At 46.4% G+C, this 13,155-nt stretch carries 9 protein-coding genes; 8 read left to right on the forward strand and 1 reads right to left on the reverse strand.

Annotation, left to right across the window (positions count from 1 at the left end):
* Nucleotides 1–12 precede the first annotated feature (12 nt).
* The 5 genes from GO493_RS13895 to GO493_RS13915 are packed head-to-tail and all read left to right on the forward strand — an operon-like array spanning nt 13 to nt 5,513.
* Entirely contained in the window at nt 13–1,086 is a 1,074-nt protein-coding gene (locus tag GO493_RS13895; protein WP_157306792.1) for an HlyD family secretion protein, read from the forward strand.
* 2 nt (nt 1,087–1,088) lie between these two features.
* Entirely contained in the window at nt 1,089–2,660 is a 1,572-nt protein-coding gene (locus tag GO493_RS13900) for a DHA2 family efflux MFS transporter permease subunit (protein WP_157306794.1), read from the forward strand.
* 11 nt (nt 2,661–2,671) lie between these two features.
* Nucleotides 2,672–3,991, forward strand: coding sequence for a TolC family protein (locus tag GO493_RS13905; RefSeq protein WP_157306796.1), 1,320 nt, complete (start codon nt 2,672–2,674; stop codon nt 3,989–3,991).
* 17 nt (nt 3,992–4,008) lie between these two features.
* The gene (locus GO493_RS13910) at nt 4,009–4,734 is read left to right on the forward strand and encodes a siderophore-interacting protein (RefSeq protein WP_157306798.1); all 726 of its coding nucleotides are present in this window, start codon (nt 4,009–4,011) and stop codon (nt 4,732–4,734) included.
* A 59-nt stretch (nt 4,735–4,793) separates the two neighbouring features.
* Nucleotides 4,794–5,513, forward strand: coding sequence for a DUF4197 domain-containing protein (locus tag GO493_RS13915; protein WP_157306799.1), 720 nt, complete (start codon nt 4,794–4,796; stop codon nt 5,511–5,513).
* Between the two features lie 59 nt (nt 5,514–5,572).
* Here the strand turns inward: GO493_RS13915 and GO493_RS13920 are convergent, their stop codons facing one another.
* Complete coding sequence (locus tag GO493_RS13920) at nt 5,573–5,842, reverse strand: hypothetical protein (protein WP_157306801.1); 270 nt, start codon at nt 5,840–5,842, stop codon at nt 5,573–5,575.
* Between the two features lie 831 nt (nt 5,843–6,673).
* Here GO493_RS13920 and GO493_RS13925 point away from each other — a divergent pair.
* The 3 genes from GO493_RS13925 to GO493_RS13935 are packed head-to-tail and all read left to right on the forward strand — an operon-like array spanning nt 6,674 to nt 13,129.
* A complete protein-coding gene (locus tag GO493_RS13925) occupies nt 6,674–9,880 on the forward strand; it encodes a SusC/RagA family TonB-linked outer membrane protein (protein WP_157306802.1) in 3,207 nt (1,068 codons plus the stop codon).
* Nucleotides 9,881–9,918: 38 nt separating this feature from the next.
* Nucleotides 9,919–11,898, forward strand: a complete 1,980-nt coding sequence (locus GO493_RS13930; protein ID WP_157306803.1) for a RagB/SusD family nutrient uptake outer membrane protein — start codon at nt 9,919–9,921, stop codon at nt 11,896–11,898.
* A gap of 28 nt (nt 11,899–11,926) precedes the next feature.
* Nucleotides 11,927–13,129 carry a DUF4959 domain-containing protein gene (locus tag GO493_RS13935; RefSeq protein ID WP_157306805.1) on the forward strand — a complete coding sequence of 401 codons (1,203 nt, stop codon included), beginning with the start codon at nt 11,927–11,929 and terminating at the stop codon, nt 13,127–13,129.
* The last annotated feature ends 26 nt before the right edge of the window (nt 13,130–13,155 follow it).

Genomic DNA, 13,155 nt, shown 5'->3' on the forward strand with positions numbered 1-13,155 from the left:
ACAACAGATCAAATGGAAACTAAACCTAAGAGAAAACCCATACGGCTCATTATACTGGCTTTAATAATACTGGGTGCAGGCGGTTATGCTTTTAATTCCTACTTACGGAGCAAACAGATAGAAACAACTGACAATGCCCAGCTGGATGGCGACCTCCTGCCCGTCCGCGCAGGAATTGCGGGCTACGTTGAAAGCATCCGTTTTAAAGATAATCAGCAGGTAAAACAGGGAGATACCCTGATAGTATTTGATACGCATGAACTCTCTGCCAGGGTGCAACAGGCAGAAGCAGCACTGGCCAAAGCAAAGGCAGATATACTTGTATCCGGCAGCAAAGCAGCAGCCGGTATGAACAATGCACAGGCAGCATTGCTTGCATCACAGTCAGATCAGCAACTGGTCATAGCGGCAAAAGCATCGCTCGACAAAGCAGTACAGGATCTTAAACGTACCGAAAGCCTGCTGAAAATAAAAGCTGCAACACAGGAACAATATGAAACGGCGCTCAACAAAGTTGAACTGGCAAAAGCAGATCATGAAAGAGCCATGCGTATGCAGCAATCATCCCTGTCATCTTCTGAAGGGTTAAAGACTGAAGCCCGCGCGCAACAGGGACAAATATCTGTAGCACAGGCAGAAGTACAGCAAAGGGAAGCTGAACTGGCAGAAGCAAAGGAACATCTCAGTCATTCCTATATCATTGCGCCCTATACAGGTATTGTTACCAAAAGAACGATACAGGTGGGACAATATATATCTACCGGGCAATCACTCTGCGCCATCATAGATAATCATCACCTGTGGGTGACCGCCAACTTTAAGGAGACACAGTTAAAGCAGATCCACGTAGGACAGGAAGCGGAGATCACAATAGATGCCTATCCAGGCATAAAGCTGAAGGGAAAGATAGAGTCATTTGGCGGGGCAACAGGTGCAAAATTTGCCCTCATTCCGCCGGATAATGCTACCGGTAACTTCATCAAAATAGCACAGCGTTTCCCGCTCAGGATCAGCGTAGATGAAATACCTGCCAAAGAAAAGCTGTACCCCGGTCTCAGTGCATTCGTAACAGTTAAAATCAACTGATCATGACGGCACAAGAACCACAGTACCCTACCGGCGCAACCCGGTGGATACTGGTGATCACCGCTATATCCTGTGCTGTGCTGGAGCTGATAGATTCCACCATAGTGAATGTATCCCTACGGGAAATAAGCGGCAACATCGGGGCTACTACAATGGAAATAGGCTGGGTATCTACTGCATATGGCATCGGCAACGTGATCGTGATACCTCTTTCCGGTATGCTTTCCAACCTTTATGGAAGAAAGAAATACTTCACAGGATCAGTCATTGTTTTCACACTGGCATCGCTGTTATGCGGACTATCATCCGGGCTATGGGTACTGGTATTCTGGCGTTTCATACAGGGCCTTGCAGGCGGCGGACTACTATCAACAGCAATGTCTATTGTAATAGGCGCTTTTCCGCCAGACCAGGCCAAAACAGCCTTCGTCACCTTTGCCATGGGTATTATGCTGGGGCCTATTTTCGGCCCCGTGCTGGGTGGTTACATTACAGATACCCTGTCCTGGCACTGGATCTTCTTTGTCAACGTACCCGTAGGCATCACTGCTGCTATCCTTTCCTGGAAATACGTTTCCAACCTGGCAGGGGCGGAAAAGCCACGCACTATAGACTGGTGGGGAATTGCCTTCATTGCCATTGCACTCGGCAGCCTGCAGTTCGTACTGGAAGAAGGAGCCATACATGACTGGTTTGAAAGCAGTGAGATCGTCTTCTTCTTCGTTGCCTCCATTATTGGCTTCATTGCCTTTACGTGGCGTGAGCTGACAACAACGGAGCCCGCGGTTGACCTGAAGCTGTACCGCAACTTCAACCTGGTGCTGGGTAATATTATCAGCCTGCTGGTGGGAATGATGCTCAATGGTACTCTTTTCATCTTTCCTATGCTTACCCAGGGATCGCTGGGATGGACAGCTACACAAACGGGCGCATTCCTTATCTCCGGAGGTATAGTGGGCGCCCTGGCTATGATAGCGGGAAAGAAACTCTTCCCGACCACCGGTCCGAAGATACTGATGTTCTCAGGGCTTGTTATTGTAATCATTTCACTGCTGCCCCTGGGAGCTTCTTCTTTCGACTCCGGCAGCAATAACTTCTACTGGCCTTTCATTGTACGCAATATTGGTACGGCGCTGATCATTCCTAACATGGTGAGCCTTGCCGTGGGAGATCTCCGTGGCAAAGCGCTGGCACAGGCTACCGGCCTTTCCACTATGCTACGGCAACTGGGAGGTGCCATAGGTGTGGCTATCATCGGTATCTATACTACCAACAACGGCGCCTTTGTACGTCATCACCTGGCAGGGCATATTTCAGACTACAGTTATGCAGCGCAGGAAAGAGCAGCTATGGCTCAACAGTCCTTTTCAGCTGCAGGTTATGCCACAGACGAATCAGCCAGCGCCGCATGGAGGGTACTGGAAAATACCCTGGTAAAACAGCAGACGCTTATCACCTACAATCATGGTTTCCTGCTGTTTGCCATCCTGATAGCACTATGCCTGCCGGTAGTACTGCTTATCCGCAATAAAAAAACAACGAACGGACAGGAAGAAACAATGGAGATGCATTAAACATTATCAGCATGAAGAAAATAATTCTCAGCATATTATCACTAACAGTCCTTATTACAGTCCGCGCACAGACAAACGCAGACACCCTGCGCATCAGCAGGCAGCAGGCTATGGAAACAGGGTTAAAGAACCGTTTTGATATACAGGCCAACCAGTACAATATCAAAGTAGCCGAAACCAATGTACGTAAGGCGAAAAATGAACGCCTGCCGGAAGTGAATGGCAGCGCCGACGTAAGATATAACATGCAGCTACAGCAATCCGTTATTCCCGGTGGTATCCTTCCGGGTTATGACAAAGCGCAGCTCGTAGCATTAGGTCCCACCAAAAACATGAGCATATTCGGTATCAGCCTGCAGCAACCTGTATTTGACCGTAACAGGACCAACAATATAAAGATCGCGGAAAACAAAGCGGCACAACAACAGGAGAAGAACAAAGCAGATGAGATCACGATCAGGACAAGGATTGCGCAGGCATACCTGGATGTGCTGCTGAAAGAGCTGCAACAACAGATAGCTGCAGACAATGTAGCGAGGAATGAAGCTTATGCTTTGCTGGCAGAAGGTAAGTATCAGCATGGAGCATTAATAGAGAATGATTACCTGCGTATAAAGCTTGACCTGGAAAATGCAAAGCTTTCTGCCACAGAAGCTGACCAGCAATATGCGCTGGCATTAATGGCGTTGAAATATGAGATGAACATACCGGCAGGCACTCCCCTCCTGCTGACCGATCATCTCGGCATGCCTGAAGCCACCGCCATGCAGGAAGCACAAAATGAAAGAACAGAGATCCGCCAGCTGAGGCTTTCATTGGAAGAAGATCAGCTGCTGCTGAAGAAAACAAAGCAAAGCACGTTGCCGATTGTTTCTCTTATGGCCAATTATTCGCAACAATATCTCAATGATAATTTCAACTACGGACAAAGTAAATGGTGGAGCCCCTTCAGCTACGCAGGTATTAAGCTTGACATACCGCTTTCTGCACATTTTAAGAATAAGACCAATGTACAGGAATATAAACACCAGGTCAGGCAGCATGAACTGATGCTGGAACAGAAGAAAGCCGATATCAGTTATGAGGTACAGCAGGCGCGCACCTCACTCTCCAATGCTTTGCTCAATATGCAGCAGGCCAGGAAGAACTATGATCTTTCACAGCAGATATACAGTAATCAGCGGCAACAGTTTGAGCTGGGCGTGTTTCAGTATAGTGATCTGCTGGATACAGAAAAAGCCATGCAGTCGACAGAACAGGGATATATACAGTCCGTCTATGACTACCTGACAGCTACTATCAATTACCAGCATGCCATTGCTGAATTATAACACTAAATGATTGCGTTATGCCAAGAGTGCCAAAATGGATAGGCGATGCCATGGAAAATATATTCGCGTCCAAAATTCTGCCTGTCACCGTTACTGAAACAGAATACCTGACTCCTCAGATAAAAAGGATACGTTTTGAAGGAGATCTTGCACATGCCGGTTTTCATACCGGCTATGCAATCTCTTTCCGTGTGAACGATACAGATTTCAGGCATTATACACCTGTAACTTTTAATAAAGAGGAAGGATATTGCGACATTATCTTCCACCTGCATGGCAATGGCCCCGGCAGCCTGTTTGCAGACAGTCTGAAACCAGGCGACCAGGTAAAGATGATGGCTCCCGGAGGTAAAAAGATGTACAGGGAAGACAGTCCTCTCCATTTCTTCTCCGGCGATGAAACGGCCCTCGGATTATTCCTTTCCATCAGTGAAGGTGTGCTGGAAAGAAGCGGGCAATATACCGGCATACTGGAAGTGGAGACCGGGATACAGCTTCCCTCCTCTCTGCAATTGGCGCCTTATATTCTTGACAGGAACAGTAAAGATAAAGCTGCACTGGTATCCGGATGTTTAGATGAGATCCGCCAGGATATGGGAGACCTGTGGCAGAATATGACCTGTTACCTGGCAGGTAATGCAGCTTCTATACAAATGGTCAGGAAAGGATTGCTGGCAAGAGGGGTGAGCAGCCGTAATATACTCACGCAGGCTTACTGGGCAGAGGGTAAGATAGGTTTGTAATGGCCTGTTTATGACAAATAAATCTAAATATCTATATTTGCTTCGTTATAAATCAATATATGAAGCGAATATTTACCGTATCACTTTTTGCAGTCCTGGTTTGCAGCAGCTGTGAATCAGCACAACAGATATTGAACAACCTGCCGCAATCCGGTCAAACAACCAACGCTATGCAGATAGCTGCAGGCCTGAAAGAAGCACTGACAATTGGTACACAGAACAGTACCGGCAGACTTTCTGCAGTAAACGGCTTCTTTGCCAATGCAGCGCTGAAAATACTGATGCCTCCCGAAGCGCAGAAAGTAGAATCAACTTTGCGTAACCTGGGTTTGGGAAGCGTAGTTGACAAAGCTGTGCTTTCTATGAACAGAGGCGCAGAAGAAGCCGCCAGCGCGGCAACACCTATTTTCGTGAATGCTATTAAACAGATGACCATCACTGATGCGATAGGGATATTGAGAGGTGGTGACTTTGCAGCTACCAACTATTTTAAGCAGAAAACAACGGCCGCGCTGACAGAAGCGTTCCGTCCTGTTATTACTAATTCACTGCAGAAAGTGAATGCTACCAAATACTGGTCTGATGTATTTTCAACATACAATAAGTTCTCATCTACACCGGTGAATACTGATCTGGCTGGATATGTAACTGAGAAAGCTATTGCGGGGATCTTTCATGAAGTGTCACTGGAAGAGCAGAAGATCCGTCAGGACCCCGCTGCACGCGTTACAGATCTGTTGAAGGCTGTTTTTGGCAGTGCGCTGGCGCAGACGAAGTAAATTTCTTTTTATAAAGCACTGGCTGGCCTGAGGCCAGCCAGTGCTTTTTTTTTTGAGAGCTATTTAATTAAGCTGTGTGCTTTATTGAACCCTGCCGGATCCCTGAAAATAATGGGACGGTCAAACCAGTTCACATCCGCCGCATTTAGCTTCAGCACATCGCTTTCATCAAATTTTGCAACTTTATCCAGTTCCTTGAAAGCACAGGAGGGAGCGAGGATATATGCGCCGGAAATGGGTAGCTCATATTTCCATTTAACATTATAGACCTTTTCCTTCTGGGGAACAGTGTCTGATAGTGTATCCTGTGCTATGGCGGTGTTCAGCATCAGCAGGTAACAGGGTAGGATTAAGCTAAGTTCGCATTATTTATACAGATATAGAAAATGAGGAGCAAAATAATATTATTTCCCGGCAGTTTCTGAGGATAGAGTTGTATATATCATGGTTGTAACTGTGAAGGTACCCGGGCAGAGTTGTTAAAAAAAAATTAAAAATTATTTTTTAATTCACAATAAATAGCTACTTTACCATCAGTTTAATAATTGTCAATATCACAATTATTAAACATGACAGGTAAAAAACTATAGCGAATTCCATGTAGTGAACAACAAAAGGGGCAAAGATGTAAAATAAAATGTAATCGATTACACATTACAATTCGGAGTTAAATGTAGCAATTACAACCACGTGAACGAATCTCCTGTATCAATTGTACCCGGTGCATGAGATAACTTTTTGTCTTAATAAGCTAAGAGGTGCATTTAACGGCGAACAAATCAGAAAAAGATGTAGCAAACAAATACATGCAATCGATGTGAACGAACTCCCTGTATAAATGTACTGAGGTGAACGGGATATTACTTTTTGTCTTAAGCTAATAAGTGCATTTAACTGTGAACAAATACCAGGTGACATAGCAAAGGCTATGCCTCGCCAGGAGCTGGTATTTCCATTGTAGTCCAAATTCCGGTTATGAATGTTTTAAATAATTTCTGTCAGCCTGAACTGCTATTCGTGAACGGCCGACCAACCAACTCTATACTTGTGAGCATTGTATGCTGCATGCCACCCTAAGTGCACATGTACCAAAAGGCTTGACTATAGCCGGTATAACCTGCCAGTAGCCTGTATATAACCTCACAATAAATTCCAACTATATGAAAAAAATACGACGCAATGTTGCCAACATTTCTACAATCGTTGTGCTCCTTTTTATTACCTGTATTACTCAAAAGACATATGCGCAGGACAATGAAATTACTGTACAGGGAAGAGTAACGTCCGACTCTTCCGCGCTGCAAAGCGTGACAGTGGTACTGAAATCTGATATAAGGAAAAGTACGCTTACAAACGAAAAAGGATACTTCTCCATGAAGGTACCTTCAAATGGCGTGCTCATATTCTCCATGATAGGATTTGAAAAGCAGGAAGTGCCTATCAATGGCCGGCCATCGCTGAATGTACTGCTGGCCACAAAAGATAATGGCCTGAATGAAGTGACCATCACCGGTTTTGGTGGTACACAGAAAAAAGCCAGTATGGTCAGCGCCATTACAACAGTGAACGTGAAAGAGCTGAAAGGCCCCACCGGTAACCTCACCAACATGCTGGCGGGCAGGATTGCAGGTATGATCTCTTTCCAGCAGAGTGGCGAGCCAGGCTTTGGCACCAATAACTCTACATTCTATATACGCGGCCTCTCCACCTTTGGTACAGGTAAACAGGACCCGCTGATCCTTATAGATGGTGTGGAATCTTCTGCCACAGATATGGCCCGTGTACAGCCGGACGATATCGCTGATTTTTCTGTACTGAAAGACGCCGCTGCATCTTCCATTTATGGCGCACGCGGTGCAAACGGTGTGGTACTGATCAACACCAAGACAGGTAAGGAAGGAGCGGCCAAATTCAGCTTCCGGGCAGAGAACCGCCTTTCCACCAACACAAAGAACTTTAAAATGGCTGATAACATCACCTATATGAACCTGGCCAATGAAGCAACATTGACAAGGTCTCCCACAGCCATTCAGCCTTATACGCAGAACAAGATCAATCATACCATGGCGGGAGATGATCCCTATCTCTATCCGAATAATAACTGGATCAAACAACTGATCAGGAACACCACCCGCAATCAGGGTTACAACCTCAACATCAGTGGAGGTTCATCAAGAGCGCGCTACTATATAGCCGGTACATACAACCTGGACAACGGCGTCCTGAAAGTAGATCCTATCAATAGTTTCAACAATAACATCAAACTGGCCAACTATTCTCTCAGGACCAATATCAACATCAATGTGACCAATAGCACAGAACTGATAGTGCGTATGTACGGACAGTTTGATGACTACCAGGGACCAATTCCCGAAGACAATAAAACCGGTGGCCAGACCATTTTTGACAAAGCACTGCGCGCCAACCCGGTAATGTTCCCTGCCGTATATCCATCTTCAAAGCTGCCATATATTGAACATCCTCTCTTCGGTTCCGCCCGTACCGTGACCAACGGAGCACTGTCTTCTACCCTCTATGTAAACCCATATGCAGATATGGTGAAGGGTTACAGCGTTTATAAAACTTCAAACATACAGCCACAGCTGGAACTGAAACAGAACCTGAATGCCATTACCAGCGGCCTGAGTGCGCGTGCAATGGGATACCTGAGAAGATACACTTATTACACAGTAAACAGGAGCTATAATCCTTTCTACTACAGCGCCATCATCAACCCCGCTACACAGGATTACAGCCTGAGCGTATTGAATGACGGTTCTGCTACCTCAGTAGGCACAGTAGGTACAGAATACCTGGGTTACAGTGAAGGCAATAAGACCATAGATTCACGGCTCTGGCTGGAAGGCTCACTGAACTATAATCATACTTTCGGCAAACTGCATACAGTAGGTGGTACCCTGATCTCCTACATGTCCAGTTATGAAACAGGTAATGCAGGTAGTGTAACAGCTTCTCTGCCTCAACGTAACCAGGGTCTTTCCGGCAGGTTTACCTATGCTTACGATGATAAATATCTCGTGGAACTGAATTTCGGCTATAACGGCAGTGAACGTTTCTCCGAGAAAAAACGGTATGGCTTCTTCCCCTCCGCAGGCCTTGGCTACCGCATCTCCAACGAACCTTTCTTTGAGCCGCTGAAAAAGGCCGTTACCGATCTTAAACTCAGGGCAACATATGGTATTGTAGGTAATGACCAGATCGGCAAAGTGGAAGACCGCTTCTTCTACCTGTCCAATATCGATATGAATAATGCCGGTTATTCTGCAAGCTTTGGTAAAAATGATGGTGTCGGTGTTTATACCAGAAATGGTATTTCCATTTCCCGCTATGCCAATCCCAATATTACCTGGGAACTGTCAAGGCAGATCAACCTGGGCATGGACCTGAGGCTGTTCAACGACTTTGATATGACCGTTGATGTTTACAAACAATACAGGTCACAGATACTGCAACCTAAGTCTTATACCGAATCAGCATACGGGCTGGCTGTTGTTCCATCTTCCAACTATGGAAAGGCAGAGACCAAAGGGATCGATATTGCTGCTAAATATCAGCATAGTTTCTCACGCGACTTCTGGGCCAACATCCGAGGTACATTCACCTGGGCAGTTAACAAGAGAACTGTTACAGACGAAATACAATACCCGGCGTCTCTGTCGCACCTGTCTGGCAAAGGCCGCTCTGTCAGCCAGGGATGGGGATATATTGCCGAACGTCTTTTCATAGATCAGAAAGAAGTTGAGAACTCTCCCCTGCAGTTCAGTGATGCAGGCCTGCTGGCAGGCGATATCAAATACCGTGATGTGACCGGCGACGGCCAGATCAACAGTGATGATATGGTGCCTCTGGGTCTTCCTCAGCAACCGGAGATCATTTACGGTTTCGGCGCTTCTTTGGGCTATAAAAGGCTGGACTTCAGCTTTTACTTCCAGGGTTCTGCCCGTTCTACCTTCTTTATTGATCCAAGAGCTATACAGCCATTCTACCAGGATAAAGGTTACCAGACCAACCTGCTGCAGGTGGTTGCTGACAGCCACTGGTCAAACGATAACCAGGACCTCTATGCTTTCTGGCCCCGTATGAGCACATGGAGAGTGGAATCCAATCTCAAGAACTCAACCTGGTGGATGCGTAGCGGTAACTTTATCCGCCTGAAAAGTGTGGACCTGGGCTATACCTTCCCTGACTTCAGAAGAATGGGCCTGAAATCTCCCCGCCTCTATTTCTCTGCCAACAACCTCTTTACCATCAGCAACTTCAAACTGTGGGACGTGGAAATGGGCGGCAACGGACTGGGTTACCCTATCCAATCTGTTTACAACATGGGCGCACAGCTGAATTTCTGATGATGGTATAATGATTTATGAACTCACATACTTCGAAAATGATCTCAATAACTAACAATAATAAAAAACGTACCCGTTACAGCATTGCTGCAATACTGGTACTGGCGTTGGCTGCAGGTATCTCCTCCTGTAAGAAATACCTGGATGTGGTGCCGGATAACGTGGCCGTACTGGAAAATGCCTTCAAACTGAGAGTAGAAGCAGAGAAATACCTGTTCACCTGCTATTCTTACATGCCTAAGAACGGTGATGGCTGGTACAATGCAGCATTGACCTCTGCCGATGAGATATGGTATCCGCAAACAGACCAGAACCACTGGCACGCTGCATTCAGGATTGCCCAGGGCCAGCAGAACGTAGATGCCCCCCTGTTTGACGAATGGACCGGCCTGCGCAAAGGAGGAACCGGCAATACCCGTTTCGATCACCAGAAAATGTGGGTAGGCATCCGTAACTGCAACATCTTCCTGGAGAACATAACTGACCTGAACAAAGTGCCCGATATTACACCAGATGAGCGCTCTACCTGGATCGGTGAAGGGATGTTCCTGAAAGCATACTATCTCTTCTATATGCTGCGCATGTACGGGCCAATTCCATTAGTTAAAGAAAACATACCTATAGATGCACCAATAGAAAGCACATTTTCAAAACGCATGCCGGTAGACTCCTGCGTAAACTATATTTCCAGCCTGCTGGATTCTGCCGCAGCAAGGCTGCCGGAAAGAATACAGGACGAGAATACGCAGCTGGGAAGAGCTACCAAACCAATTGCACTGTCTGTCAAAGCCCGCTTATGGGTAATGGCGGCCAGCCCGCTCTTCAACGGCAACCCTGACTATGCAAACTTCACAGACAAAGAAGGCGTACACCTGTTCAATCCTTCTGTCGATGCAGGCAAATGGGTAAAGGCCAGGGATGCAGTAAAAGCAGCGATCGAATCTGCCGAAAAAAATGGTTTTGCACTGTATAAGTATACAAATGATGTATTCAACCTCAACGCCGCCACCAAAATACAATTGAACATACGGAACGCTATGACCCAGAAATGGAACGTAGAACACGTATGGGGCAACTCACAGATGTACTTTGCAAACCAGGCTTTGTGCATGCCTCCCATGGAAAGAGGTTCCAATACAGACAGAGGTACCTTACAGGGTGTATGGGCGCCACCTATCAAAATAGCCAAAATGTTCTATACAAAGAACGGTGTACCTATCGATGAAGACAAAACACTCAACTTCAACAATTACGAACAACTGAGAACAGCAACAACAGACGAACGCTATTACATTGAGCCTAACTTTGTGACCGCCCGCCTGAACTTTGACAGGGAACCACGCTTCTATGCAGACCTTGGCTTTGACGGTGGTGTATGGTACCAGAAAGACGGTAACAGCACCGGCAGCGACATCAACACCTTCTACGTGAAAGCAAAGAACACAGAAAGAGCTGGTTTCGGGCACTATATCAACTGGAGCGAAACAGGATATTTTGTTAAGAAACTGGTAAGCTGGGAATCTACTACCAACAGTACCTCCTCTCCTACCTGGAGATCTTACCCCTGGCCAGAAATGAGAATGGCGGATCTCTACCTGCTATATGCTGAAGCAGTGAACGAAGTAGACCCTGCTTCTTCTGTTGCCATTGAGTACCTGGATAAAGTACGCGAACGTGCAGGGCTGAGCGGAGTTGTCACCTCCTGGAGCCAGTATTCTACCAACCCGACCAAATACGCATCGCAGGACGGTCTGAGAAAGATCATTCACCACGAACGTGGCATTGAACTGGTGTTTGAAGGGCAACGTTTCTGGGACCTGCGCAGGTGGAAAGAAGCTGATGAAGAACTGAACAAGGATATCACCGGCTGGAATATAACCGGTAAAACCGCCGATTCATATTACAAGGAAAGACTGATATTCAGCCAGAACTTTGTGGCTCCGCGCGACTACTTCTGGCCTATCGGCAACTACGACACCAGAAGGAACCTGAATCTTGTAGAAAATCCGGGATGGTAATATTCTTCAATCTCTCAATCTTATAACAATGAGCAATAAAAAACTTCTATATACATTCATAACGGCTGCAGCCTTTGCTACATTCTCCTGTACCAGGGACGAAGAACTGCACAAACCCATTAGCAGCAGTACTGCAATACCTGCACAGGTAACAGGTATCAAAGTTGAAAATCTTCCCGGCAAAGCTGTAGTATCCTATGTCCTGCCTAAAGATTCCAACCTGATGTATGTGAAAGCCACCTACAAGCTGGCCAACGGCAACGAAGCATCAACCAAAGCTTCTTATTACTCTACCTCACTGACAGTGGAAGGGTTTGCAGATACCCTGGAACATGAAGTAAAACTCTATTCCGTAAGCAGAAGCGAGGTAATGTCTGAGCCGCTCACCATAAAGATCAGGCCACAGGAAGCACCCATCTGGAAAGTATACAAGAGTATCAATATCCTGACTGCTTTTGGCGGATATAACATGAGCGCTGTCAATGAAACAAAAGCGGATATCAACATCCTCGTATTGAAAAAGAATGCCTTTAACGAGTACGAAACTGATATAGATAAAAGCGTGTATACCAGCACAGACTCCATCACATCCAAAGTACGCGGGCTGGATACCATCAACTATACCTATGGCTTCGTAGTAAAAGACAAATGGGGCAATATTACAGATACATTGTACCATACATTCAAACCGCTGTATGAAACAGAGTTCTCGCCTTCAAAGTTTGCTACATTCAACCTGCCTGGAGATGCTCCACAAGTAACAAACGGAGCTGCTTTGCAATACATCTGGGACGGCAAACTGGGCTGGCCCTACACCAGCTTCACCAACCAGGTGCCAGGCGGTCAGGGCCCCCATACCATCACCTTCGATCTTGGCACAACCGGTAAAGTAAGCCGCGTATGGATCAGACCCTATCCGGAAGGCAGCAGGTATTATTACCTGACCACCATGAAACGTTTCGAGATCTACGGTTCTGTCGCTCCTTCCCTGAGCGGTGCACTGGATGATTCCTGGGTACTGCTGGGCAGCTACACAGTAGTAAAACCATCAGGACTTCCATATGGTACCGATAACAGCGAAGACCAGGCAACTGCAGCCGCAGGCTTCAACTGGGACGCAGACCTGCTGGCGCCTAAGATCCGTTATATGCGCGTTCGCTGCCTGGAAAACTTTGCCGGCGGTACTTCACAAAGTATTAATGAGCTCAAGGTTTATGGCGATCCGCGTTAATGATTGACCGGATACTATTGCAAACA

This window comes from Chitinophaga tropicalis (assembly GCF_009758205.1).
Taxonomy (GTDB): domain Bacteria; phylum Bacteroidota; class Bacteroidia; order Chitinophagales; family Chitinophagaceae; genus Chitinophaga; species Chitinophaga tropicalis.

What these genes read in the sequence shown, in the direction of transcription:
- GO493_RS13925 (WP_157306802.1), top strand. Translation starts at nt 6,674, where the DNA reads ATGAAAAAAATACGACGCAATGTTGCCAACATTTCTACAATCGTTGTG.
- GO493_RS13920 (WP_157306801.1), bottom strand. Translation starts at nt 5,842, where the DNA reads ATGCTGAACACCGCCATAGCACAGGATACACTATCAGACACTGTTCCC.
- GO493_RS13930 (WP_157306803.1), top strand. Translation starts at nt 9,919, where the DNA reads ATGATCTCAATAACTAACAATAATAAAAAACGTACCCGTTACAGCATT.
- GO493_RS13895 (WP_157306792.1), top strand. Translation starts at nt 13, where the DNA reads ATGGAAACTAAACCTAAGAGAAAACCCATACGGCTCATTATACTGGCT.
- GO493_RS13900 (WP_157306794.1), top strand. Translation starts at nt 1,089, where the DNA reads ATGACGGCACAAGAACCACAGTACCCTACCGGCGCAACCCGGTGGATA.
- GO493_RS13905 (WP_157306796.1), top strand. Translation starts at nt 2,672, where the DNA reads ATGAAGAAAATAATTCTCAGCATATTATCACTAACAGTCCTTATTACA.
- GO493_RS13935 (WP_157306805.1), top strand. Translation starts at nt 11,927, where the DNA reads ATGAGCAATAAAAAACTTCTATATACATTCATAACGGCTGCAGCCTTT.
- GO493_RS13915 (WP_157306799.1), top strand. Translation starts at nt 4,794, where the DNA reads ATGAAGCGAATATTTACCGTATCACTTTTTGCAGTCCTGGTTTGCAGC.
- GO493_RS13910 (WP_157306798.1), top strand. Translation starts at nt 4,009, where the DNA reads ATGCCAAGAGTGCCAAAATGGATAGGCGATGCCATGGAAAATATATTC.